This window comes from Streptomyces diversicolor, from assembly GCF_057537855.1.
The window spans coordinates 15847-40841 of the sequence record NZ_BAAJXA010000005.1 but is presented as its reverse complement, the minus strand read 5'-3'; the positions used below and the strand labels follow the sequence as shown (position 1 = coordinate 40841).

At 73.2% G+C, this 24995-nt stretch carries 20 protein-coding genes and 1 pseudogene; 11 read left to right on the top strand and 10 right to left on the bottom strand.

From position 1 onward, the window contains the following. Nucleotides 1-64: 64 nt before the first annotated feature. Entirely contained in the window at nucleotides 65-1207 is a 1143-nt protein-coding gene (locus tag AC27LF_RS07230) for a GGDEF domain-containing protein (protein ID WP_479656724.1), read from the bottom strand. A gap of 590 nt (nucleotides 1208-1797) precedes the next feature. After that, the gene (locus AC27LF_RS07225; protein WP_479656723.1) at nucleotides 1798-2592 is read right to left on the bottom strand and encodes an enoyl-CoA hydratase/isomerase family protein; all 795 of its coding nucleotides are present in this window, start codon (nucleotides 2590-2592) and stop codon (nucleotides 1798-1800) included. A 1266-nt stretch (nucleotides 2593-3858) separates the two neighbouring features. On the opposite strand from AC27LF_RS07225, the gene AC27LF_RS07220 reads away from it, so the two are divergent. Further along, nucleotides 3859-4449 carry a hypothetical protein gene (locus AC27LF_RS07220; RefSeq protein ID WP_479656722.1) on the top strand — a complete coding sequence of 197 codons (591 nt, stop codon included), beginning with the start codon at nucleotides 3859-3861 and terminating at the stop codon, nucleotides 4447-4449. A 13-nt stretch (nucleotides 4450-4462) separates the two neighbouring features. On the opposite strand, the gene AC27LF_RS07215 is transcribed toward AC27LF_RS07220, so the two are convergent. Then, entirely contained in the window at nucleotides 4463-5623 is a 1161-nt protein-coding gene (locus AC27LF_RS07215; RefSeq protein ID WP_479656721.1) for an adenylate/guanylate cyclase domain-containing protein, read from the bottom strand. 726 nt (nucleotides 5624-6349) lie between these two features. After that, a complete protein-coding gene (locus tag AC27LF_RS07210; RefSeq protein ID WP_479656720.1) occupies nucleotides 6350-7216 on the bottom strand; it encodes a biotin--[acetyl-CoA-carboxylase] ligase in 867 nt (288 codons plus the stop codon). A 111-nt stretch (nucleotides 7217-7327) separates the two neighbouring features. Between AC27LF_RS07210 and AC27LF_RS07205 the strand changes: the two genes are divergently transcribed. The 4 genes from AC27LF_RS07205 (at nucleotide 7328) to AC27LF_RS07190 (ending at nucleotide 10249) form a co-directional block, all read left to right on the top strand. Beyond that, nucleotides 7328-8920 (top strand): acyl-CoA carboxylase subunit beta, encoded by a 1593-nt coding sequence (locus AC27LF_RS07205; RefSeq protein WP_479656719.1) that lies wholly within the window; start codon nucleotides 7328-7330, stop codon nucleotides 8918-8920. A gap of 17 nt (nucleotides 8921-8937) precedes the next feature. Next, the gene (locus AC27LF_RS07200; protein ID WP_479656718.1) at nucleotides 8938-9147 is read left to right on the top strand and encodes an acyl-CoA carboxylase epsilon subunit; all 210 of its coding nucleotides are present in this window, start codon (nucleotides 8938-8940) and stop codon (nucleotides 9145-9147) included. Nucleotides 9148-9366: 219 nt separating this feature from the next. Continuing rightward, nucleotides 9367-9495, top strand: a complete 129-nt coding sequence (mmpB, locus tag AC27LF_RS07195) for a morphogenic membrane protein MmpB (protein WP_479656717.1) — start codon at nucleotides 9367-9369, stop codon at nucleotides 9493-9495. Between the two features lie 136 nt (nucleotides 9496-9631). After that, a complete protein-coding gene (locus AC27LF_RS07190; protein WP_479656716.1) occupies nucleotides 9632-10249 on the top strand; it encodes a Maf family protein in 618 nt (205 codons plus the stop codon). Between the two features lie 148 nt (nucleotides 10250-10397). On the opposite strand, the pseudogene AC27LF_RS07185 reads toward AC27LF_RS07190, so the two are convergent. Beyond that, nucleotides 10398-10841 (bottom strand): annotated as a pseudogene (locus AC27LF_RS07185) (hypothetical protein); the annotation flags it as partial. Between the two features lie 371 nt (nucleotides 10842-11212). Here AC27LF_RS07185 and AC27LF_RS07180 point away from each other — a divergent pair. Beyond that, complete coding sequence (locus tag AC27LF_RS07180) at nucleotides 11213-12985, top strand: acetyl/propionyl/methylcrotonyl-CoA carboxylase subunit alpha (RefSeq protein WP_479656715.1); 1773 nt, start codon at nucleotides 11213-11215, stop codon at nucleotides 12983-12985. Nucleotides 12986-13136: 151 nt separating this feature from the next. Continuing rightward, entirely contained in the window at nucleotides 13137-13736 is a 600-nt protein-coding gene (locus AC27LF_RS07175; protein ID WP_479656714.1) for a TetR/AcrR family transcriptional regulator, read from the top strand. 193 nt (nucleotides 13737-13929) lie between these two features. Here AC27LF_RS07175 and AC27LF_RS07170 read toward each other — a convergent pair whose 3' ends face one another. Then, nucleotides 13930-14853 carry a DeoR/GlpR family DNA-binding transcription regulator gene (locus AC27LF_RS07170; protein ID WP_479656806.1) on the bottom strand — a complete coding sequence of 308 codons (924 nt, stop codon included), beginning with the start codon at nucleotides 14851-14853 and terminating at the stop codon, nucleotides 13930-13932. Nucleotides 14854-15057: 204 nt separating this feature from the next. After that, complete coding sequence (locus AC27LF_RS07165) at nucleotides 15058-16506, bottom strand: NAD(P)H-quinone dehydrogenase (protein ID WP_479656713.1); 1449 nt, start codon at nucleotides 16504-16506, stop codon at nucleotides 15058-15060. A gap of 146 nt (nucleotides 16507-16652) precedes the next feature. Between AC27LF_RS07165 and AC27LF_RS07160 the strand changes: the two genes are divergently transcribed. The 4 genes from AC27LF_RS07160 (at nucleotide 16653) to AC27LF_RS07145 (ending at nucleotide 21466) form a co-directional block, all read left to right on the top strand. Next, nucleotides 16653-17090 (top strand): gamma-glutamylcyclotransferase family protein, encoded by a 438-nt coding sequence (locus AC27LF_RS07160; RefSeq protein ID WP_388703244.1) that lies wholly within the window; start codon nucleotides 16653-16655, stop codon nucleotides 17088-17090. Nucleotides 17091-17556: 466 nt separating this feature from the next. After that, the gene (locus AC27LF_RS07155; RefSeq protein WP_479656712.1) at nucleotides 17557-18381 is read left to right on the top strand and encodes a purine-nucleoside phosphorylase; all 825 of its coding nucleotides are present in this window, start codon (nucleotides 17557-17559) and stop codon (nucleotides 18379-18381) included. Nucleotides 18382-18489: 108 nt separating this feature from the next. Next, a complete protein-coding gene (locus AC27LF_RS07150; RefSeq protein ID WP_479656711.1) occupies nucleotides 18490-20121 on the top strand; it encodes a phospho-sugar mutase in 1632 nt (543 codons plus the stop codon). Between the two features lie 151 nt (nucleotides 20122-20272). After that, nucleotides 20273-21466 (top strand): glycosyltransferase family 39 protein, encoded by a 1194-nt coding sequence (locus tag AC27LF_RS07145; RefSeq protein WP_479656710.1) that lies wholly within the window; start codon nucleotides 20273-20275, stop codon nucleotides 21464-21466. Nucleotides 21467-21589: 123 nt separating this feature from the next. Here AC27LF_RS07145 and AC27LF_RS07140 read toward each other — a convergent pair whose 3' ends face one another. The 3 genes from AC27LF_RS07140 to AC27LF_RS07130 form a co-directional block, all read right to left on the bottom strand. Then, entirely contained in the window at nucleotides 21590-22909 is a 1320-nt protein-coding gene (locus AC27LF_RS07140) for a lytic transglycosylase domain-containing protein (protein ID WP_479656709.1), read from the bottom strand. A gap of 140 nt (nucleotides 22910-23049) precedes the next feature. Further along, nucleotides 23050-23919, bottom strand: a complete 870-nt coding sequence (locus AC27LF_RS07135) for a sortase family protein (RefSeq protein ID WP_479656708.1) — start codon at nucleotides 23917-23919, stop codon at nucleotides 23050-23052. 74 nt (nucleotides 23920-23993) lie between these two features. Next, complete coding sequence (locus AC27LF_RS07130; protein WP_479656707.1) at nucleotides 23994-24968, bottom strand: hypothetical protein; 975 nt, start codon at nucleotides 24966-24968, stop codon at nucleotides 23994-23996. Between the last annotated feature and the right edge of the window lie 27 nt (nucleotides 24969-24995).

Genomic DNA, 24995 nt, shown 5'->3' with positions numbered 1-24995 from the left:
GTTCGCCCCTTACCGAGGAGAGCCCCGCGAGGGGTGCCCCGGAGGAGCCGTCGGCGCCACCGCCTCACGGTTGGCGTCCGCGGAAGCGGCGCCGTTCGGCACGCGCGGGCGACGGCTCGTCGGCCAGCCGTACGACCGGATCGTCCGGGCCCTCCCGCCCCGCGACCACCGGCCGCTCGGCGCGCTCCGCCTTGGCCCGGTACTGGGCCGCGTCCGCGAGCCGGAACAGCCGGCGCGCGGAACGCACCGGACCGATCGCGTCCGCGGTCGAGGCGACCCCGCACGCCACCCCCTCCCCCAGCTCCAAGTCCGCGGCGCGACGGCACAGTTCGTCCGCGGCCTTCACCACGTCGTCGGCGGGCGGCCCGACCGCGAGCAGACAGAACTCGTCGCCGCCCAGACGGGCCACCAGGGCGCCCGGCACCATCGCCCCGCACAACGAGAGCACCGAGCCGAAGCGTTCGAGGAGGCGGTCGCCGACGGCGTGCCCACAGGTGTCGTTGACCCGCTTGAGCCCATTGAGGTCGCACACCAAGAGGCTCACCACCACGCCCTCCGCGCGGTGCCGCTCGACGGCCTCGTCGAGCCGCATGTCGACGGCCCGGCGGTTGGCGAGCCCCGTGAGCGCGTCGGTGAACGCGAGCCGCCGGGCCTCCTCCAGCTGCTCGGTCTGCGCGATCCCGGCGGCGACGACCGCCGCCAGTACGGTGGCGAAGCCCGCGTCGGCCCGGTCGAAGACCGGCGCCCCCGTGGCCCGGGCCACATACAGCTCGCCCCAGGCGCGGCCGTGCAGCACGATCGGCGCGACGACGCAACAGCCGCGCCCGCGGCGGCGCAGCGCGGTGACCCGCCGGTGGAAGTAGCCGGGGCGCCCGGCCGCGGTTCCCTCGGCGGTCTCCACCCAGGCGTGCGGGCCGCCGCCGAGCGCCCACCGCTCGTGCAGGAACTCGGTGATCTCGGGGAACTGGTGCACCGGGTAGGTCTCGTTCTCCGGGAACTCCTCCTCGTCCGGGGCCCGCTCCCCCACGTTCACGAGGACTCGCAGCCGGCCCCGGTCGCGCTCCCACACCGACAGCGCGGCGAAGCTCCCGTCCAGCGCCCGGCAGGCACCGCTCGCCGCCGCCTGCCAGGACTCCGCCGGCGCGTGCGCCGCCGCCATCCCCTGGGCCAACGCCACGACGGCCGCCAGCCGCTTGTCCTCACCCATCACTCCAGGTTAGGGACGTTTGGTACGAACAGGGACATTGTTATGCCGAACAGGTGCCTCAGGGGAAGCGACGGATACTCCCTGGGGGCGACGGGTGCCTTTCCGAAGCGGCGGAGTCTTCCGGGGGCGGTGGGTGTCTTCGGGGGGCGGTAGGTGCCTTCCGGGGGCGGTAGGTGCCTTCCGGGGGCGGTAGGTGTCTTCCGGGGGCGGATGCCCGGGACGAAGATGGCCCCGCGAGCGATGGGTGGGCCCCGGGAGCGGCGGATCCGCCCCGAGGGCGGCGGATCTCATCCGGGCCGGGAGGCGTCCCCCGAGGCGAGCGGATCTCACCCGGGGCCAGTGGGTGTCCCCCGAGGGCGGATCTCACCCGGAGCCAGTGGGTGCCCCCCGAGGGCGGATCTCACCTGGGGCCAGTAGTCCCCCGACGCCAGCGGCCTCACCCGGGGCCAGTAGTCCCCCGACACCAGCGGCCTCACCCGGGAGCAGCCGATGGCCTCCCACACCAGCGGGTCTTCTTGGGAGCGGCGGGTGCTTCCCGGAGCGGCAGGGCGGCCGGTGGAGGGCAGGCCGGCTCGTGCGGCTTGCTTCTCTTACTCGCCCGGCCATTGGGGCGTGCGTTTTTCGTTGAACGCGGCGACCCCTTCCGCGCGGTCCCCGGAGAACGCCACCGAGCGCCAGGCCGCGTCCTCGACCTCCAGCCCGGCCCGCAGATCCAGCCCGTGCCCGAGCCGCAGCGCCCGCTTGGCCGCGCGCAGGCCGACGGGCGAGTGGCCGGCGATCCGGCCCGCCAAGGCCAGCGCCTCCTCGCGGTCCCGGCCCTCGTCCACCACCTGGTCCACCAGCCCCAGCTCACGCGCCTCGGCCGCCGGGACCCGCCGCGCCGAGAAGATCAGCTCGGCCGCCCGCGCCGCACCGACCCGGCGGGGCAGCAGCTGGGTGCCGCCCCCGCCCGGGATGACCCCCACGGACACCTCGGGCAGCCCGACCACGGCCGTGCCGTCGGCCACGATCAGGTCACAGGACAAGGCCAGTTCGAAGCCGCCGCCCAGCGCGTAGCCGTGCACGGCGGCGATCGTCGGCATGGGCAGCTCCAGTACGCCGGTGTAGGCGCCCCGCGCGACGGGGCGCTGCCGCACCAGGTCCGCGTCACTGAAGGAGTTCCGCTCCTTGAGGTCGGCCCCCACGCAGAACGCGCGCTCGTGCGACGAGGTCAGCACCACCACCCGCGCGTCCCGGTCGGCGCCCAGCGCGGCACAGGCCGCCGTGATGGAGCGGGCCATGTCCGTGGACACGGCGTTCATGGCCTTGGGCCGGTCCAGCACCAGCTCCGCGACATGGCCGTGCCGCCGCACCCGTACGAACTCCCCGAACCGCTCCTCGCTCATGGCACCCTCCGGTTAACGCGGGTTAACTCACCGACGCTCCGATCATCGCAGCCGGGCCACGCCGGGGAAAGGGGTGACCCGGAGGTCCACGTTCGAGTGACAATCCCCGGACTCCCCGTCGAGCACCCGAGCGAACGCATAACGTGCGCTGCGCCATGGCGCATCGGGGGGCGCGAGCGGGGAGGAATCGCGATGACGCAGACGCACAGGGGCGCGCACCCGAACACACCGGACGCGCAAGCCACAACGAACACTCCAGCGGACCCCTCCGGGGCGGCGGGCCCGGCGGACACCCCTGGGGCGGCGGGCCCGGCGGACACCGCAAGGGGAGCAAACCCGGCGGGCGCCCCCAGGGCGGCAGGCCCGGGGGGCGCATCACGGTCGGCAGAGGTATCCGGTTCGGCGGGCTCGCCGGGACCGGCGGCCCCCGCAGACACGTCTGCTACGGCGCGTCCGGCGGGAACAACAGGCCCATCGGGACCGGCGGGCTCGCCGGAGCCGGCTGTTCCAGCAGGCACATGTGCTGCGGCAGGGGCGCCGGGGACGGCAGACGCCTCGGGTACGGCAGGGGCGCCGGGAACAGCAGACGCCTCGGGCACCGCAGGGGCGCCGGGAACGGCTGACGCGCCAGGGATGGCAGGCGCATCGAGGTCGGCGGGCTCGTCCGGGCCGACCGGGGCGGCAGGGCTACCCGGCTCGGCGGGGCCCACGGACGGACCGGGCTCGACGGGCCCTGCGGATTCCGCGGCGGTGGGCTTGGCGGGTGCATCGGCGGCGTCGGGTACCCCCGGCTCGACGGGCTCGGCTGGACCGGCACGCCCAAGCGACGCGCTGGGCTCCCCTCACTCCAGCGAGCCAGGCAGCCCGCCAGAGGCACCGGGGGCGGTGGATGCGCCGGGCTCCATCGACACATCCGCGGCGGCCGGAGCCTCGGACGTACCTGCCCCGGTGGGACCGGCGGACGCAGCGGACGCAGCCGACTCGGCGGGGCCTGGACCGGCCGGCCCGGGGGATGCACCGGCGGCGGAGGGGACGCCGGACTCGGCGGACGTACCGGCGGCCGACAGAACACCAAGCCCAGCAGACGCACCAGCAGCCGAAGCGACACCAAGCCCAGCAGACGCACCAGCAGCCGAAGCGACGCCAAGCTCGGCAGACGCACCAGCAGCCGAAGCGACACCAAGCTCGGCAGACGTATCAGCAGCCGAGGCGACAGCGAGCTCGGCGGATGTAGCGGCGGCCGAGGGGGCGGTTGGCTCTGGGGTGGTGAAGGGCGAGGGTGGGCTGGGGGCTCGTGGGCGGCGGGGACGGCACCGCAGGCGTCGCCCGCGCAGGGCACTGGCCGCCGTCGGCCTCGTACTGGCCGTCGGTGTGCTGAGCCTCGTCAGGGTCTCCCCCGAGTCACAGGTCGGCGGACCCGGCACCGCCGAGGCGGAACCCAGGCCGAGTCAGGCGGCCACCGCCGACCGGTCGACGCGTACGGCCGCCACGGTCGGCACCAGCCCGACCGGCCGGCCCCCGGCGTCCCCCGCACAGGACGGGACCGACGCCCCGGGCACGGCCACCTCGGACCCCTCCGCCACACCGGCTCCGGAACGCTCACCCGCCACCGCCACACCCCCGCGCGCGGACGCGCCCGGCGCCACGGCCGACCCGGCGGCCCCCGGCGCCACCGCGCCGCCGACGGCCACCGCGAGCGCCGCGCCACCGCCCGCACCCACCCCCGCACCCGGCCGGACCTCCGCCGCACCGGCACCCGCCCCGTCTCCGTCCCCGACGCAGGACCGGCCGGGAAGCGGCGTGTGCGTGCCGATCCTCAACCTGTGCATCGGCCTGTCGCTGGCCGGCGGTTCGTGACCGGCCGTTCCCGTCAGGACGCGCCGTCGCGCCGGGTGAGCAGCCAAGGCTCGACCACGCCGAGTCCGCGGACCGGACGCTGCCACATCGGCTGGAGCGCGAAGCGGTACGCCGGCGGCTCCTCGCCCTCCTTCTCGGCCGCCGCCGCGGCCTCGGCCGCCTCCGCCTCCGATGCGGGCGCCTCCCCGGTGCGGATCAGCTCCTCGGCGAACGCGCTGTCCACGAGCACGGCGTCACGCGGCGCTATCGACGTCAGCCGGGAGGCGAGATTCACGGTCGTACCGAAGACATCGCCCATCCGGGTGGTCACCGTGCCGAACGCCATCCCGACGCGCAGTTCCGGCATCGTCTCGTCGTTCGCCATCGTCTCGATGAGGCGCAGCGCGATCTCGGCGGCGGTGCCGGCGTCGTCGGCGGCGTACAGCACCTCGTCGCCGAGGGTCTTGATGAGCCGGCCGCCGCGGGCGGCGACCAGGTCGGCGGCGGTCGTCTCGAATGCCTCGACCAGCTCGCCCAGCTCCTCCTCCTCCATCCGACGGGTCAGCCGGGTGAACCCGACGAGGTCGGCGAAGGCGACCGCCAGCCGCCGGTCCACCATCTCCTCGTCGTCGCCGGCCTGTACGACCCGGCCGGTGGCCGCGGCCAACTGGCGCCGCCAGACGTAGACCAGGAACTCCTCCAGCTCGGGCAGGAGCAGTTCGACCAGCGGATACGTGACCTCCGTGCGGGTCATGCCCGGCTCCGGCGGCTCGGTCAGACCCTCCAGGAACGAGTCGATCTGCCACTCGGCCAGCCGGGCGGTGGTCTGGCCGGTGGAACGGGCCACCTGCACGGCCATGGCCTCGCTCAGCAGGCCCGCCTCGACGAGGCCGGCGAGGCGGCGCAACGCGAGTACGTCGGCCTCCGTGAGCGCCTTCGCCTGGCCGATGTCGGCGAAGCCCATGGCCCGCCAGAAGCGCGAGGCCAACTCCATGGAGACGCCTGCGCTGCGGGCCGCCTGAAAGGGGGTGTAGCGCCGCTCGGCGCCCAGGATGAGAGTTTCCAGGCGCAGGGTGAGCGGATCCTCGCCAGGGTCGGCGGCTTGGGGGTCCCCCTGGTCGTACGGAGCCGAGGCTGGGGGAGGGTTCACCCGGCCGTCCGCGTCCGCGCCGGAGCCCGTGTCGTCGACGGTCACGCCTGCTGCCCTTCCGATCTGCCGCGGTCACGTATCGACCGGCCTCAACTCTACGGCAGGTGTGCGCCAGCTCACTCCGTTAGGTTCGGCCGGGGGTGCGGTGGGGGTTTGGCCGGGGGTGTGGTGCTCGGTGTCGGTGGGGGTGCGCCGAGTTGTGGCGGGCGTCCACCGGGGGCTTGCAGCCCCCCTGCCCCCGCAATCAGTCTGGGGCTCTCGGGCGCCGTACGCAGCCGCGGGTACGTCGTGGCTGGTCGCGCAGTTCCCCGCGGCCCCTTCCAGGGCATCGGCCGCCTGTCGACTGCGGCGCCGTCGTGGCCGGTCGCGCAGTTCCCCGCGCCCCCTTCCAGGGCATCGGCCGCCTGTCGACTGCGGCGCCGTCGCGGCTGATCGCGCAGTTCCCCGCGCCCCTGACGGGGCACGCCCCCGCCGACAAAGCCGACCCCCGTCGCCGCCCAGGGCCCCAACCGCCGTGCGCAGCCGCGGGCACGTCTTGGCTGGTCGCGCAGTTCCCCGCGGCCCCTTCCAGGGGATCGGCCGCCTGTCGACTGCGGCGCCGTCGTGGCTGGTCGCGCAGTTCCCCGCGCCCCTGACGGGGCACGCCCCCGCCGACAAAGCCGACCCCCGCCGCCGCCCAGGGCCCCAACCGCCGTACACACCCGCGGGCACATCGTGGCCGGTCGCGCAGTTCCCCGCGCCCCTTACGGGGCGCGACCGCCGGCCGGCGGGTCAGCTGGGGCGTAGGTGGATGATGTCCGCCGCGGCCACCGGTTCCTGGATGCCCTCCGGTGTTGCGATCACCAGGCGGCCGTCGCCGTCCACCGCCACGGCCTCGCCCACGACGGCCCGGTCGCCCGGCAGCTCCGCCCGCACGCTGCGGCCGAGGGTCGCGCAACCCGCCGCGTAGGTCTCCTGCAGGCCGCTGACGGAGGGGTCGCCGCCGGCCGAGCGCCAGCGTCCGTACCAGTCCTCCAGCGCACGCAGCATGGCCCGCAGCAGCGGGTCACGGTCCGTGCTCACGGCCCCGGCCAGCGCCAGCGACCCGGCCTGCGGCACCGGGAGTTCCGCTTCGCGCAGGGTGACGTTGACGCCGACGCCCACGACCACGCCGTCGTCCCCGGCCCGCTCCGCGAGGATCCCGCCGGCCTTGCGCTCCTCGCCGCCCACGGTCACCAGCAGGTCGTTGGGCCACTTCAACGCCGTGTCGACGCCCGCGGCCCGGGCCAGCCCGGTGGCCACCGCGACGCCCGTGAGCAGCGGCAGCCAGCCCCAGCGGGACACCGGCACCTCGGCGGGGCGCAGCAGCACCGAGAAGAACAGCCCGGAGCGGGCCGGCGCCGTCCAGCGGCGGTCCAGCCGGCCCCGCCCCTGCGTCTGCTCCTCGGCGACGAGCACCGCGCCCTCCGCCACGTCGCCCGCCGCGGCCCGGGCGACCAGGTCGTTGTTGGTGGAGCCGGTGCGCCGCACCACCTCCACCTCGGTCCACAGGCCGCCCTCGCGCACCAGCCCGCGCCGCAGCGCCGTGCCGTTGAGGGGCGGGCGGTCCAGGTCGGACCACCGGTTGTCGTTCGCGTCTGCTGGATCTCGCGGCGTCATGCAAGCCACCCTAGGTGTGGTAAACACCGCACTGTCGACCGATAGGGCCGCCACTACGCTGCGGATCAACAACCGTCCCACCTTTTTGAGCAGGCAGGGAGCCGCATCCCGATGTCCGAGCCGGAAGAGCGTCACGAGATCGACATCCACACGACCGCCGGGAAGCTGGCGGATCTCCGGCGCCGTATCCAGGAGGCGACGCACGCCGGCTCCGCACGCGCCGTGGAGAAGCAGCACGCCAAGGGGAAGCTGACGGCGCGTGAGCGGATCCGGCTGCTGCTCGACGAGGGGTCGTTCGTCGAGCTGGACGAGTTCGCCCGGCACCGGTCCACGAACTTCGGCCTCGAACAGAACCGGCCGTACGGGGACGGCGTGGTCACCGGATACGGAACGGTGGACGGCCGGCCCGTCGCCGTGTTCTCCCAGGACTTCACCGTCTTCGGCGGCGCGCTGGGCGAGGTCTACGGGCAGAAGATCGTCAAGGTGATGGACTTCGCCCTGAAGACCGGCTGCCCGGTCATCGGGATCAACGACTCCGGGGGCGCGCGGATCCAGGAGGGGGTCGCCTCGCTCGGCGCGTACGGTGAGATCTTCCGCCGCAACACGCACGCCTCCGGGGTGATCCCGCAGATCAGCCTGGTCCTCGGACCGTGCGCGGGCGGTGCCGTCTACTCGCCCGCGATCACCGACTTCACGATCATGGTCGACCAGACCTCGCACATGTTCATCACCGGCCCGGACGTCATCAAGACCGTCACCGGTGAGGACGTCGGCTTCGAGGAGCTGGGCGGGGCGCGCACCCACAACACCGCCTCCGGCGTCGCCCACCACATGGCCGGGGACGAGAAGGACGCGATCGAGTACGTCAAGCAGCTGCTGTCGTACCTGCCGTCCAACAACCTCAGCGAGCCCCCGGCCTACCCGGAGGAGGCGGACCTCTCCGTCACGGACGAGGACCGCGAGCTGGACACGCTGGTGCCGGACAGCGCGAACCAGCCGTACGACATGCACACGGTGATCGAGCACATCCTGGACGACGCCGAGTTCTTCGAGACCCAGCCGCTGTTCGCGCCGAACGTCCTCACCGGCTTCGGCCGGGTGGAGGGGCGTCCGGTAGGGATCGTCGCCAACCAGCCGATGCAGTTCGCCGGCTGTCTCGACATCGACGCCAGTGAGAAGGCCGCGCGGTTCGTGCGCACCTGCGACGCCTTCAACGTGCCGGTGATCACCTTCGTCGACGTGCCGGGCTTCCTTCCCGGCGTGGACCAGGAGCACACCGGCATCATCCGGCGCGGCGCCAAGCTGATCTTCGCGTACGCGGAGGCGACGGTTCCGCTGATCACGGTGATCACCCGCAAGGCGTTCGGCGGAGCCTACGACGTCATGGGCTCCAAGCACCTCGGTGCCGACCTCAACCTGGCCTGGCCCACCGCCCAGATCGCGGTCATGGGCGCGCAGGGCGCCGTCAACATCCTGCACCGCCGCACGATCGCCGAGGCGGACAGCGCCGAGTCGACTCGGGAACGGCTGATCCAGGAGTACGAGGACGCCCTGCTCAACCCGTACGTGGCAGCCGAGCGTGGCTACATCGACGCGGTGGTCCTGCCGTCCGACACCCGTCGCCACATCGTGCGTGGGCTGCGTCAGCTGCGGACGAAGCGGGAATCCCTGCCTCCGAAGAAGCACGGCAACATCCCTCTCTAGATCCGTCGGGAGGCGGCATGAACATCAAGGTCGTACGGGGCAATCCGACCCCGGAGGAGCTGGCCGCCGCGCTGGCGGTGGTCCGCGTCCGCGCCGCTGCGGCGGCCGCCGCGCCGTCCGGTGCGCGGGCCCCCAGGGACGCGTGGTCCGACCCGGCCCGCATCGCCGCCACCCACGTCCCCCACCCAGGCCCAACCACCTGGCCCCGCACCTACTGGCCCAGCTAGGCGCTTCGCTGGGAATGCCGCGATGTGCCGTCGGCCGTCTGCGGCACCATCGTGGCCGCTCGCGCAGTTCCCCGCGCCCCTTCAGGGCCTACTCGCCCCCGGCCAAGCCAGCAACAACAAAGGGGCGCGAGGAACCGCGCACGGTACCAAGGACACCGCCCACCAACTTGAGTACCCGTACTCAGGCCCCCCACCCCGCCCCAGCCCCACGCTAGTGGCATGCTGTGGTCGGACCCCGAGAACGAGCCGCCCGAGGAACTGCGCGAAGCGCAGGCCATGTTGCGGCGGCTCGGCCTCCTCATGGCGCTGGGCATGGTGCTCGCCATGATCGTCGCCGGACTGAGATGAACCCGGCCGAACCAAGCGGAGCGGACCGTCGCCGGACTGAGATGAACCCGGCCGAACCAAGCGGAGCGGACCGTCGCCGGACTGAGATGAACCCGGCCGGACCCGAGCGGGGCGGGGCCGCCGTTACGCTGATCGCATGACAGACCATCCCCGCCGTCGGCTCGTGCTCGCCTCCCAGTCCCCCGCCCGGCTCGGGCTGCTCAGGCAGGCCGGGCTTGACCCCGAGGTGATCGTCAGCGGCGTCGACGAGGACGCGGTCACCGCGCCCACCCCCGCCGAGCTGGCCCTCGCCCTGGCCGAGGCGAAGGCGTCCGTGGTGGCGGCCCGGCCGCAGGCGCAGGGCGCGCTGGTGATCGGCTGCGACTCGGTGCTGGAGCTGGACGGCCGGGCGCTGGGCAAGCCCGCGGACACCGAGGAGGCCACCGCCCGCTGGAAGTCGATGCGCGGGCGGGCCGGGATCCTGCAGACGGGGCACTGCGTCTGGGACACGACGAGCAAGCGGTACGTGTCGGCGACCGCCTCCACCGTGGTGCGGTTCGGGGAGCCGACGGACGACGAGATCGCCGCGTACGTCGCCTCGGGCGAACCCCTCCACGTCGCCGGTGCGTTCACCCTCGACGGCCGCTCGGCCCCGTTCATCGAGGGGATCGACGGCGACCACGGCAACGTGATCGGCATCAGCCTGCCCCTGGTGCGCAAGCTGCTGGCCGAACTGGGCGTCGCCATCACGGAGTTGTGGACACCCGCGGAGTGACGCCCGGCGCGGCCGCCGCGGGTGCGCCGCCCCGCTGCCGCACCGCCTTTCCACGGGGCCACCGAGCACCGGAGCCGCCGGAGGCGGCCTTCGGTTCCTCGGCGCCGCCCTCCGGGCCGTACGCCGCCTCCGGGCCGTCCGCGGCTTCCGGGGCCCCGCCGGCACCCGGCGCGTCACCGCCCGCCGACGGGTCCGTACCGGGCCGGGCGTCGTACGTCATCAGGAGCAGGACGACCAGCGCGAGCACGACGACCATGACCAGGAACGCGCCGTGGCCCACCAGCCCCCAGGCGAAGGCCCCCAGCAGCCCGTGCACCACGGCGACGCTGATCAGCAGGGCGCGGCCGAGGCCGGACGGGGCCCGGTCGCGCAGCGCGACGAGCAGGGCGACCAGGCCGCACAGCGCGAAGTAGAGGCCGAAGACCACTCCGCCGATCTTCGAGGACGTCGCCATGGTGCCCGGGTCGAGGCCGGCCAGGGACATGTCCTGCCGGTCGACGACCACCGCCAGGAACCAGTTCAGCGCGGCGACGGACAGCGCCTCGCCGAAGAGGACGACCGCCACGACCCATGCCACCGGCCTGCGCACCACCGGCCCACCCACTTTCGACCCGCCCGAGCAAATCTGCCGTTACCCGAAGTACGTTCGGGCCACCGCGAACGCTACTAACGGGTAAACCAAGGGACAAGGGTTCTGCCGCCGCCAGTGAACCGTTGGGCCATTCGTAGGGACTCCACAAAGAAACGAAGTGCGCCGCAGCACGCTCTCACAGAGACCTTGACCACATGACAGGACTAGGGTTTTCCGGTGGAGTCCTGCGTACCACGGTGCGACAAGGGCTTTCGCAGGTCGAGCGGGCCTCGTATCACGCTCCGTGTGGGCAAGCTCACCAGTGGGGACGGGTCGAAGTGCCGTGTCGGCAGTCCCTAAACTCGGCTTGTTTCAAGGAGGGAGCCTCAATCGTGCGCAAGGTGCTCATCGCCAACCGTGGCGAAATCGCTGTCCGTGTGGCCCGGGCCTGCCGGGACGCGGGGATCGCGAGCGTGGCCGTCTACGCGGACCCGGACCGGGACGCTCTGCATGTCCGCGCCGCGGATGAGGCGTTCGCCCTGGGCGGTGACACCCCGGCCGGCAGCTACCTGGACATCGAGAAGGTCCTGAACGCGGCGCGCGAGTCCGGCGCGGACGCCGTCCACCCCGGTTACGGCTTCCTCTCCGAGAACTCCGAGTTCGCCCAGGCGGTGCTGGACGCGGGCCTGATCTGGATCGGCCCGCCGCCGCAGGCCATCCGAGACCTGGGCGACAAGGTGGCGGCCCGGCACATCGCGCAGCGCGCGGGCGCCCCGCTGGTGGCCGGCACGCCCGATCCGGTGAACGGCGCCGACGAGGTCGTCGCCTTCGCCGAGGAGCACGGCCTGCCGATCGCGATCAAGGCCGCCTTCGGTGGCGGCGGGCGTGGCCTGAAGGTCGCCCGGACCCTGGACGAGGTGCCCGAGCTGTATGACTCCGCGGTGCGCGAGGCGGTCGCCGCCTTCGGCCGCGGCGAGTGCTTCGTCGAGCGCTATCTGGACAAGCCGCGGCACGTGGAGACGCAGTGCCTGGCCGACCAGCACGGCAACGTGGTCGTCGTCTCCACCCGTGACTGCTCGTTGCAGCGCCGGCACCAGAAGCTGGTGGAGGAGGCCCCCGCGCCGTTCCTGTCGGACGCGCAGGTCGCCGAGCTGTACCGGGCCTCCAAGGCCATTCTCAAGGAGGCCGGCTATGTAGGCGCGGGCACCGTGGAGTTCCTGGTCGGCACGGACGGCACGATCTCCTTCCTTGAGGTCAACACCCGCCTCCAGGTCGAGCACCCGGTCACCGAGGAGGTCGCGGGCATCGACCTGGTACGGGAGATGTTCCGCATCGCCGACGGCGAGGAACTGGGCTACGGCGACCCGGAGCTGCGCGGCCACTCCTTCGAGTTCCGTATCAACGGCGAGGACCCGGGCCGCGGCTTCCTGCCCGCGCCCGGCACGGTCACCCGCTTCGACCCGCCGGCCGGCCCCGGTGTCCGCCTGGACGCGGGTGTCGAGGCGGGCTCGGTCATCGGCCCCGCCTGGGACTCGCTGCTCGCCAAGCTGATCGTCACCGGCCGCACCCGCGGGGAGGCGCTGCAGCGGGCCGCCCGCGCGCTGGACGAGTTCCAGGTGGAGGGCATGGCGACGGCGATCCCGTTCCACCGCGCGGTGGTCAGGGACCCGGCGTTCGCGCCCGAGCTGACCGGCGACACGGACCCGTTCACGGTCCACACCCGGTGGATCGAGACCGAGTTCGTCAACGAGATCAAACCGTTCGCGACGCCCGCCGACACCGAGGCGGAGGAGGACGGGGGCCGCGAGACCGTCGTCGTCGAGGTCGGCGGCAAGCGCCTTGAGGTGTCGCTGCCCGCCTCGCTCGGCATGAGCCTGGCCCGTACGGGTCTGGCGGCGGGCGCCAAGCCGAAGCGCCGGGCGGCCAAGAAGTCCGGGCCGGTGGCCTCCGGTGACAGCCTCGCCTCCCCGATGCAGGGCACCATCGTGAAGGTCGCGGTCGAGGAGGGCCAGGAGGTCAAGGAGGGCGACCTGGTGGTGGTCCTCGAAGCCATGAAGATGGAGCAGCCGCTGAACGCCCACAAGACGGGCACCATCAAGGGCCTGAACGCGGAGGTCGGCGCGTCCCTCACCTCCGGCGCGCTGATCTGCGAGATCAAGGACTGACGACCGCCCCGTACGCACGCCCCACGGGCACGGTGTATGCCCCGTGGGGTGCCGCGCGGCCGGCGACGGGCGGGCGGCCCGGCCCCTGACCTCCCTCCACGATGGCATCCTGGAGGCAGTCCGGGGTGCGGAAAGAGGGCGGGTGGAGGGCATGGCGGGCGTGTTCGCACAGGAGAGTGCCGGGGCCCCGCGTGCCATGCGGGCCGACGCCCGCCGCAACTACGAGCGGCTGCTGACGCAGGCCCGCGCGGCGTTCGCCGAGCACGGCACGGACGCCTCGCTGGAGGACGTGGCCCGGCGCGCCGGGGTCGGGATCGGCACGCTCTACCGGCACTTCCCGAACCGGCACGCCCTGATGAGCGCCGTCTTCGAGGACGCGGTGGGTGAACTCGTCGCCCGCGCACGCGAACTGCTGCACGCCCCCGAGCCCTGCTCGGCCCTGGTGACATGGCTGCGCGAGGTGGTCGCGCACGCCGGGGCGTACCGCGGTCTGGCGCTGGCGCTGATGTCGGTGTCGTCCGAATCCGCCGACTCCGGTTCGGCGCTGGCCCGTTGCGGCACACCGATCCGTGAGGCGGGCGGCGCGCTGCTCGCCCGGGCCCGGGAGTCGGGCGCCGTACGCGCGGATGTCACCATCGGCGACCTGCTCCAGCTCACCCACGCGATCGGCCTGGCGGCAGCGGAAACCCCCACCGACCCAACCCTGCCAGACCGCCTGCTCCACCTGACCCTACGCGGCCTGACCCACTAAACAGACCCCACCGAAAGCGCCCCGAAAGGGGCGCGGGGCTGTATCAATCTGCGGCTCCGCCGCGCGGGCGCGCCCAGCCACAACGCACCCGCAGACGGAAGACGGCGCATCCCGGCCCCACCGACGCAACCCAGCCACAACAAACCCGCAGCCGACGGACGGCACATCGCGGCCAAACCCAGCGGAGCGCAGCTCACCGTCTGCGCAAGTCCGCCACCCGCCCCCGCTCAGCCACCGCAGGCTGCTGCTCCGCACCGAGCACCGCCGCCGTACGCAGCCCCGGCCCCGGGACCTGCCCGCGCCGCTGACCGGGCAGCGGCACGTCCCGGCGCTGCTGGCGCGCGGGGATCTGATCACCCCCCGGACTGCCCGCAGCCCCGGCCACGGCGATCTGCACCCCTTGGTCGGCGAGGGCCTGGAGCTCGGTGGCGGCGCGATCGTCGTGGACCGGGGGCTCATCGGTGACCAGTCGGGTGATGAGATCGGTCGGCACCGTCTGGAACATGGTGTCCGTGCCCAGCTTGGTGTGGTCGGCCAGGACCACGACCTCCGCGGCGGCCTGCACCAGCGCGCGGTCGACGGACGCGGACAGCATGTTGGACGTGGACAGCCCCCGTTCGGCGGTCAGACCGCTGCCGGAGAGGAATGCCTTGGACACCCGGAGCCCCTGGAGCGACTGTTCGGCGCCGGAGCCGACGAGGGCGTAGTTGGAGCCGCGCAGGGTGCCGCCGGTCATCACCACCTCCACGCGGTTGGCGTGCGCCAGTGCCTGGGCCACCAGCAGCGAGTTGGTGACGACGGTCAGCCCGGGCACCCGGGCGAGCCGGCGGGCCAGCTCCTGGGTGGTGGTCCCGGCGCCGACGACGATGGCCTCGCCTTCTTCGACGAGTCCCGCGGCGAGGTCGGCGATGGCCGTCTTCTCGGCGGTCGCGAGATGTGACTTCTGCGGAAAGCCGGACTCGCGCGTGAATCCGCCCGGTAGTACCGCACCGCCGTGCCGGCGGTCGAGGAGTCCTTCTGCCTCCAGTGCGCGCACGTCCCGCCGTACGGTCACTTCTGAGGTCTGGACGACGCGGGCGAGTTCACGGAGCGACACGGCTCCGTTCGCTCGCACCATTTCGAGGATCAATTGGCGACGTTCTGCAGCGAACACGAAACTGACAGTAACCCCAACGACCGTCTGCTTTCAGCAGTTTGCGCCGAATAACAGAAGTTGTTCGCACGGCAGGGTCGGGAGTGGTATAAGGCCAATCCGCCCGGACTATGCCGCACGCATGCGCGACAACTCCCCGTGACCAGCGGGGAGTCGGGCCCGGCGGCATCAGCCCTCGCCGGTCTCCTTGCGGGTGTGGAGCTGGCGTGCCACCTCGGCGATCGAGCCCGACAGGGACGGGTACACGGTGAACGCGTTCGCGATCTGTTCGACCGTCAGATTGTTGTCGACGGCGATCGAGATGGGGTGGATCAGTTCCGAGGCGCGCGGCGCCACCACGACACCGCCCACCACGATCCCGGTGCCGGGGCGGCAGAAGATCTTGACGAAGCCGTCGCGGATGCCCTGCATCTTGGCGCGCGGGTTGCGCAGCAGCGGCAGCTTCACCACCCGGGCGTCGATCTTGCCGGCGTCGACGTCGGCCTGGCTGTAGCCGACGGTGGCGATCTCCGGGTCGGTGAAGACGTTGGAGGAGACCGTCTTCAGGTTCAGCGGGGCCACCGCGTCGCCGAGGAAGTGGTACATGGCGATGCGCCCCTGCATGGCGGCGACGGACGCCAGGGCGAAGACACCCGTGACGTCACCGGCGGCGTACACACCGGGCGCGGTGGTGCGGGACACCTTGTCGGTCCAGATGTGCCCGGACTCGCGCAGCTTGACGCCCGCCTCCTCCAGGCCGAGTCCGGTGCTGTTCGGGATGGCGCCGACGGCCATCAGACAGTGGGAGCCGGTGATGACCCGCCCGTCGGCGAGGGTGACCTCCACGGCGTCGCCGACCCGCTTGGCGGCGGCGGCGCGGGAGCGGGCCATGACGTTCATGCCGCGGCGCCGGAAGACGTCCTCCAGGACGGCGGCGGCGTCCGGGTCCTCGCCGGGCAGCACGCGGTCACGGGAGGAGACGAGGGTGACCTTGGAGCCGAGGGCCTGGTAGGCGCCGGCGAACTCGGCGCCGGTGACGCCCGAGCCGACCACGATCAGCTCTTCCGGCAGCTCGGTGAGGTCGTAGACCTGGGTCCAGTTGAGGATGCGCTCGCCGTCGGGCCGGGCGTCGGGCAGCTCGCGCGGGTGACCGCCGGTCGCGATGAGCACGGCGTCGGCGGTCAGCGTCTCCTCGCTGCCGTCGGCGGCGGTGACGACGATCTTGCGGGAGCCGTCCAGCGCCTGCATGCCCTCCAGACGGCCCCGGCCGCGCATGACCCGGGCGCCGGCCCGGGTGACGGAGGCGGTGATGTCGTGGGACTGGGCGAGCGCGAGCCGCTTGACCCGGCGGTTGACCTTGCCGAGATCGACGCCGACCACGCGGGCGGCCTGCTCCGCGGGTGGCGTGTCGTCGGCGACGATGATCCCCAGCTCCTCGTAGGAGGAGTCGAAGGTGGTCATCACCTCGGCTGTGGCGATGAGGGTCTTCGACGGCACGCAGTCGGTCAGCACCGACGCCCCGCCGAGGCCGTCGCAGTCGACGACGGTCACCTCCGCGCCGAGCTGCGCTGCCACCAGCGCCGCTTCGTATCCGCCGGGTCCGCCACCGATGATCACGATCCGAGTCACGTACCCCATTGTCCCGCACCCCTCAAGGGGGTACTGCCCGGGGGCGGCGGTGGTGTGCGTTCCGTTATCTGTGGGGCCGGTGGGGCGAACCGGTGGCACGGAGGTTGTGCCAGGGACTTGGGGGACGGAAGTTTCGGCTGCCGTACCCTCGACCCATGTCGCTCTATGCCGCATACGCCGGCAATCTCGACGCCCGGCTGATGTCCCGCCGCGCCCCGCACTCGCCGCTGCGCGCCACCGGCTGGCTGAACGGCTGGCGGCTGACCTTCGGCGGCGAGCAGCTGGGCTGGGAGGGCGCGCTGGCGACGATCGTCGAGGACCCGCTGTGCCAGGTCTTCGTCGGCCTGTACGACATCGCCCCCATGGACGAGCAGTCCATGGACCGGTGGGAGGGCGTGGGGCTCGACATCTACCGGCGGCTACGGGTCCGGGTGCACACCCTGGACGGCGAGGAGCCGGCGTGGACGTATGTGCTCAACGCCTACGAGGGCGGCCTGCCGTCGGCCCGCTACCTGGGCGAGATCGCCGACGCGGCGGAATCAGCAGGCGCCCCCCACGACTACGTGATGGAACTACGCAAACGCCCCTGCTGACCCCCGAAGGGCCGCGAGGCTACATCAATGTGCGGCTCCACCACGCAGACGCGACACCCCAACAGCAGCGCCCCCAAAGGGGCGCGAGGAACGGCGCGCCCAGCCACAACAAACCCGCAGCCAGACACGGACAGCACAGCCCCCCATAACAGCCCCCAGCACCTACGGCAGCGCCCCCGAAGGGGCGCGAGGAACGGCGCGACCAGCCACAACAAAGCCGCACCCAACCACCGACAGCACAGCCCCCCATAACAGCACCCAGCACCCATGCCAGCGCCCCAAAGGGGCGCGGGGAACGGCGCGACCAGCCACAACAAAGCCGCAGCCAAACACGGACAGCACACCCCCTCCCCCCACCCCGCCCAAGCAAGCGCAGCGCCCCGTTGGGGAACGACAAGACAACGATCGCATTCCCGTCACCCCCATCATCTACGCGCGTAGGCACAAACCGGCTACGCTCGTCCGCGTGAACGCATCTCTTCTTCCGGACGACATCCAGGGCGACCCCTACGCCGCCGCCGACGCGGCCGCCGCGCGCCTGCGCGCGCTCACACGCGCCGAGACCCACGATGTCGTCCTCGTGATGGGCTCCGGCTGGGCACCCGCCGTCGACGCCCTGGGCGCCCCCGACGCCGAGTTCCAGGTCACCGAGCTGCCGGGCTTCCCGGCGCCGGCGGTCGAGGGACACGGCGGCACGGTCCGCTCGTACGCCATCGGGGACCGGCGCGCGCTGGTCTTCCTCGGGCGCACGCACTACTACGAAGGCCGGGGCGTGGCCGCCGTGGCGCACGGGGTGCGCACGGCCGTGGCCGCGGGCTGCAAGACCGTGGTGCTGACCAACGGGTGCGGCGGGCTGCGCGAGGGCATGCGGCCCGGGCAGCCGGTGCTGATCAGCGACCACATCAACCTGACGGCAACCTCCCCGATCGTCGGGGCGAACTTCGTCGACCTGACCGATCTGTACTCGCCGCGGCTGCGGGCCCTGTGCAAGGAGATCGACCCGACGCTGGAGGAGGGCGTGTACGCGCAGTTCCCCGGCCCGCACTACGAGACACCGGCCGAGATCCGGATGGCCCGGGTGATCGGCGCCGACCTGGTGGGGATGTCCACGGTGCTGGAGGCCATCGCGGCGCGCGAGGCGGGCGCGGAGGTGCTGGGCATCTCGCTGGTGACGAACCTCGCGGCGGGCATGACCGGTGAACCCCTCAACCACGAGGAGGTCCTGCAGGCGGGCCGCGACAGCGCGACGCGGATGGGGTCGCTGCTGGCCCAGGTGCTGGGACGGCTGTAGGACGTGGCGCTCCGCCGGAAGGGCCGTGATGTGTTGTCGTTCGGCTGCGGCTTCGCTCGACCCGCTGAGAGCATCAACCGGACACAGAACAACGGAGGTTGACCGATCGTGCACGACGAACTCCTCGCGCGGGCCCGGGCGTGGCTGGCCGAGGACCCCGACCCGGACACCCGCGAGGAACTCGGCAAGCTCATCGACGCCGGGGACCACACGGAGCTCGCGGCCCGTTTCAGCGGCACCCTCCAGTTCGGCACCGCCGGGCTGCGCGGCGAGCTGGGTGCCGGGCCGCAGCGGATGAACCGCGCGGTCGTCATCCGTGCCGCCGCCGGTCTCGCCGCGTACCTCGGGAAGCAGGGGCAGACCGGCGGGCTCGTCGTCATCGGCTACGACGCCCGGCACAAGTCCGCCGACTTCGCCCGGGACACCGCGGCCGTGCTGACCGGCGCCGGGCTGCGCGCGGCCGTGCTGCCGCGGCCCCTGCCCACCCCGGTCCTCGCCTTCGCGATCCGGCACCTGGGGGCCGTCGCCGGCGTGGAGGTCACCGCGAGTCACAACCCGCCCCGGGACAACGGCTACAAGGTCTACCTCGGCGAGGGCACGCAGATCGTGCCGCCCGCCGACCACGAGATCGCCGCCGAGATCGACGCGATCGCCTCGCTCGACGACGTACCGCGTCCGGACGGGGGCTGGGACACCCTCGACGACTCCGTCCTGGACGCCTATCTCGCCCGTACCGACGCCGTGCTGGCCGACGGCTCGCCGCGTACCGCGCGCACCGTCTACACGGCCCTGCACGGCGTCGGCAAGGACGTCCTGCTGGCCGCCTTCGCCCGCGCCGGGTTCCCGGAACCGGTCCTGGTCGCCGAACAGGCGGAGCCCGACCCGGACTTCCCCACCGTCGCCTTCCCCAATCCGGAGGAGCCCGGCGCGATGGACCTGGCCTTCGCGCAGGCCCGCGCGAGCGAACCGGACCTGGTCATCGCCAACGACCCGGACGCGGACCGGCTCGCCGTCGCCGTACGGGACGGCGGGGCGTGGCGGATGCTGCGCGGCGACGAGGTCGGCGCGCTGCTCGCCGCGCACCTGGTCCGGCGCGGCGCCACCGGCACCTTCGCCGAGTCCATCGTGTCCTCCTCGCTGCTCGGCCGGATCGCCGCGCGGGCCGGGCTGCCGTACGAGGAGACACTGACCGGATTCAAGTGGATCGCCCGGGTGGAGGGTCTGCGCTACGGCTACGAGGAGGCCCTCGGCTACTGCGTCGACCCGCAGGGCGTGCGGGACAAGGACGGCATCACCGCCGCGCTGCTCGTCACGGAGCTGGCCTCCGAGCTGAAGGAGCAAGGGCGGACCCTGCCGGACCTCCTCGACGACCTGGCCGTGCGGCACGGGCTGCACGCCACCGATCAGCTGGCGGTGCGGGTGCGGGACCTGTCGGTCATCTCGGACGCCATGCGGCGGCTGCGCGCGCATCCGCCGGCCGAACTGGCCGGTCTCGCCGTCGTCCGGGCCGAGGACCTGGCCGACGGCTCGGACCGGCTGCCGCCCACCGACGGGCTGCGTTACACCCTCGACGGCGCCCGGGTCGTGGTCCGGCCCAGCGGCACGGAGCCCAAGCTGAAGTGCTATCTGGAGGCCGTCGTCCCGGTCGCCGGGCACGCCGGGCTGCCGGCCGCCCGCAACCGCGCGGCCGGCCTGCTGGACGCCCTCAAGCGGGACCTGGCCACGGCCGCCGGCATCTGAGGCGCGGGCGGTCGCCTACGGGGTGCGCCCGGGACGAACGGGTGCACCCCAAAGGGTGATTTCGCGGGCACGGCTGACGCACCCGCCGCACTCCGGCGCACTCTGCGGGAACGGTGAACCGGTACCGCCCGCCGAGTACTGGAGCCGCCGCGTGTCCTCGACCGCCCCCGACACCGCCCCCAGCGGACACATCCCGGGTACCCGGCGGCCCCCCGTACCGGCCGGTGTCCCCTCCCGCGCGCTGCTGTACGGGCTGCGGCGCGCGGCGCCCGCGCTGGCCGCCTTCCTCGCCGTGCACGTCGTGGGGCTGCTGTTCCTGGCCGTGTGGGCACACCGGCGCGGGCACGGGATCTGGCCGATGCTGGCGAGGGAGTGGGACTCGCGCTGGTACCTGGGGATCGCCGACCACGGGTACGCGCACGAGCTGGGTGTCGCCTTCGACCACAACAACCTGGCGTTCTTCCCGCTGTATCCGCTGCTGGTGCGGGCCGTCGCCGTGCTCACCCCGGGCAGCCGGGCCAGCACCGGTCTGGGGATCGCCGTGGTGGCCTCGCTGGTCGCGGCGTGGGGCGTGTACGCCGTCGGTGAGCGGCTGGCCGGGCGGCGTGCGGGCGTCCTGCTCACCACGCTGTGGGCGGCGCTGCCGGTCGGCCTCGTGCAGTGGATGGGGTACACCGAGTCGCTGTTCACGGTGTTCGCCGCCTGGACCCTGTACGCCGTGCTGGACGAGCGCTGGCTGTGGGCCGGTGCGGGGGCGTGTCTGGCCGGGCTGACCCGGCCGACCGGGATCGCGGTGGCGGCGGCGGTCTCCGTCGCCGCCCTGCTGTCGCTGCGCCGCGGCTTCTCGGGCCGGGTGCTGGCCGCCGCGCTGCTCGCCCCGGTCGGCTGGTGCGGGTACCTCGGCTGGGTGGGGCTGCGGCTGGGCCGCTGGGACGGCTACTTCGCCGTGCAGCGGATGTGGCACAACGAACTGGACGGCGGCCATGAGACCCTGCACCGGCTGCGCCAGCTGTTCGGGCAGCAGCACCGGCCGGAGCTGTTCCTGGTCGTGGTGAGCCTGACGATGCTGGTCTCGGTGGTGCTGTTCGCGCTGTCGGTGTGGGACCGGCAGCCGGCGCCGTTGCTGGTGTTCACCGGAGTGCTGCTGGTGATCGTCCTGTGCAGCGGCGGCGTCTACTTCCCGCGCGCCCGTTTCCTGCTGCCCGGCTTCCCGCTGCTGCTGCCGCTCGCGGTGCATCTGTCCGGGGCCTCGCGCCGGTACCGGGCGCTGGTGCTGACGGCGGCGGTGGCGGGCTCGGCGTACTGCGGCGCGTACATGCTCCTGGTATGGCCGAGCGCCCCGTGACGCACGGAGAGCCGAGCGCCCCATGCCCGGACCCCCGAGCCCGGGCCCCCCGTGCCCGGGTCCGTCGCAGGGTCCGGGGCCGTCGGCGGGTCCCGTCTTCCCGCGCGCCCGGGGCGCCGCCGGTCAGTCTGTCGGCGACGGGTCGGTGCCCGTACCTGAGGCCGCGGGGGCGGTGGTGTCGGTCGGGGTGGGATCAGGAGTGGTCTCGGCGGGCGTCGGGGACGCCGGGGCCTCGGTGGACGGCTCGGGGGCCGGGGCGGACTGGGTGGGGGTCTGCGGGGATCCGACGGGGTCGGGGGTCTGGCTCGGTGTCTGGGCGGGAGTGGGTTCGGCGGTCGGGTCCGGGGTCGGCGTGGGGCTCGCGCTGGACGGCGGCGACGGTGTGGCGGGCCGGGACGGCGACGGGGACGGCGTCCGCCTGGGCGGCACGGGCCCGGTGGACGGCGTGCCGGCACCGCCGGGCGCGGAGCCGGGCGCGTCGGAGGTCTTCCCGCCGTCCGCGTCGTCACCGTGCACCGGGTTCGTGGCCTGGGTGTGGCCGCCGGCCCCGGGGCTCTTCGGGACGACGCCCGTGCCGTCGGGGACGGTGTGCACGCCCCGGCGGTAGAACTCCATCCAGCCGAGGACGAGGTTGAGGTAGTCGCGCGAGTAGTTGTAGCTGAGGATCGCCCGCTCCAGGCCGGCCGCGGTGCCCAGGTCGCGGTCGCCGGCGCACAGGTAGCGGCCGGCGGCCAGGGCGGCGTCGTAGACGTTGTTGGGGTTCGCGACGCCGTCGCCGTTGCCGTCCGCGCCCCAGGTCTTCCAGGTGGTCGGCAGGAACTGCATGGGGCCCACGGCCCGGTCGTAGACCGTGTCGCCGTCCCAGACGCCGTTCTCGCTGTCGAGGATCAGCGCGAAACCGTTGCCGTCGAGGGCGGGGCCGGTGATCCGGGTGAGGGTGTCGCCGTTCGCCGCGACGGCGCCGCCGCCCGCATGGCCCGACTCGACCTTGCCGATGGCCGCGAGCAGTTCCCAGCGCAGTGCGCAGGCCGGGTCGGTGCGCCCGACCGAGGCCGCGGCCTTCCGATAGGCGTCGAACACGGTCGACGGCAGCCCGGCCTCGGCCGCGACCCGCCGCGGCGAGGGCTTCGCCGCCCGCTCGCCCCACAGCTTCGCCGCGCCCGACGCGCCCTTCAGAGGCGGCAGTTCGACGTGGTAGGAGTCGTCGCCCTGGGAGGGGACCTCGGGCAGCGGCGCGTCCGGGGCCACGAACCCGCCGGGCACGTTCACACCCCCGTCCTGCGGCGTGCGAGCCGCCGAGACGGGCGCCGGGGCCTGGGAACCCGCGGTGAGCAGGGCCGCGACGACCGTGGCACACGAGGCGACGGCCGCGCCCCGCAGACCATGCCGGGCACGCGGCAGCGCACCCGCTGCGCGAAGGGACCTGACGAGCGGACGGGACATGGGTCACTCCTGACTTCGGTGCGCTCGGGGCGTGGGTGTGGGCCGGCTTCCTCGCGCTGGACGCTGGGCGGCGAGCACCCGCGGCGGGACGCCTGGCCTGTTCCTGTGGACCAAGGGGAGACGAACAACCGGGGAGACGCCTACGGCTCGACCCGCACGAGATAGCTGAAGCCCGTGTTCTCGCCCACGCAGGACTGGAGCGTGAGGTCGCCCCAGTACAGGCCGTGGGCGGGGGTGCCGCGGCCGGGCGAGACGTAGGTGGCGTACACGCGGTAGGTGAAGGTGCCGCGCGGGGTGGTGGCCGTGACCGTCGTGCCCACGGGCAGCTTGGCGAACCGTGAGAAGCCGCAGTAGTCGTGGCCCACGATGACGGCGGTACGCAGCGCGTAGCCGTCCTCGGTGCCGAGTTCGGGCCCCGTCCACTGCACGGCGTCCTGACATGCGTCCACGGCGCCCTGGCCGCCCCGCACGACCTCGGCGGACCAGGAGCCGATCCGCAGCGTGGTCGAGCCGTCCCGGCTGCGCCGGTCGAAGGAATCGGCGTAGGGCGAGGCTTCGGGTGACGGCCGGGCAGGGGTGGCGCTGGAGCGCGTGGTGGGGGACGGAGGCGCCGTGTCGGAGAGGTCCGGCACCGCGGTCTTCGGAGCCGCGGTGGACCTGCTCGGGGACGGTGCGGGAGGCGGCGGAGTGGTGGTGGCCGGTGTGGGGGCAGGCTCCGGCGGGAGGGCCTGGGTCGGCGTGCCGGAAGGCATCGGCTCGGCCACCGCCGTGGGCACCCGGTCGACGGCCGGCACGGTGGACGGGGCACCCGCGGGCTGCCCCGCCACCGGCCTGCCGCCCGCCCCGGGCACGGCACATCCCGCGAGCACGGCGGACGCCACGACGGCCACGGCCACGAGGACGGCCCGGGGTATGGCGGCCGGACGTGCGGCCGCCCGGCGTGCGGCGGCGGTACGGGCCGCCGTACGGCCGGGTCGCTCCGTGCCGGTCACGTGGAGGAGGTCTTTCATCCAAGGAATCCGTTCATGTACTCACGTACTCACGCGGCACCGACCCGAAGGCCGTCGCACCGGGACGCTGGGAGTCATCGCTCGCCCCCGATGGTTGCATCTCCGCATGTCGGCAGCGGGGCCAGTCCGTAGAGGCTGATGGTGCTGCTGCTCTGGCACACCTTCGAGGTGGAACCGACGAACGCCTCCATGACGAACCGATCGTTGAGGCTGGTCGTCCGGACGACGTTGTACACGTTATGGGTGAGGGCGCTCGGGTTGAGTGCCAGGCTGGTGCCCGAGCCCGTGGTGGCGGAGCGCCCGTCGATGTTGCGCAGACGCGCCGCACCGCGGATGTCCGAGACGTTCGGCAGCCCTCGGGACTGAGCGATCCACTGGCTGATCGAGTACGGCATGAGCTGGTTGGGGTTGGTGATCTCCCTGCCGTCGTTCGAACCGCTGGTCCGGCCGACACAGGTGCCGACCTGCACCTCGCTGAGGCCGAGGTGATCGAGCCAGAGTTTCCGGTAGCCGTGCGGCGGCAGCAGCGGCTGAACCGCGTGCACGCCCGTCGCGTCCGTGTAGGTGCACCCCTGGTAGATGCCCCTCAGCTGCGCTCTCGTCAGGTCCGTCGGCACGCTGCTGCCGAGTTGGGTGACGTAGGTGACACCGTCCTTGGCGAACGGAATGAACGTGAGACGCGAACCGCTGGCTACCGGCCCACGAGTGGAACGGGCGAAGTCGATGCAGCCGCCCAGCACGTCGATACCGGCGTCGGAGCCGTCGTCGGAGCCGGGGGTGGGCCGCACCACCTCGCAGTTGGCCTTCGTCCTGATCAGAGAGGAGCCGCTGGCGTTCCAGGACGCGATGAGCCTGCTGCCGGAGTAGTCCGTGATGCTGTTGCCCAGGGTGTTCATCACAGCTTCTGTGGTCTGCGAGCCGGCGCCCGCCAAACGGCCGTAGTCGGTGATCGGGTCGGGGTCCGCCGAGGCCGGGGTGGTCAGGATGCCCAGGCAGAGAGCCGCGGCACCGAGGGCGGCGCCGAACGTGACGCGAAATTTGACGTTCACGTGTGCACTCCTTGGTCGTGAGCCTCT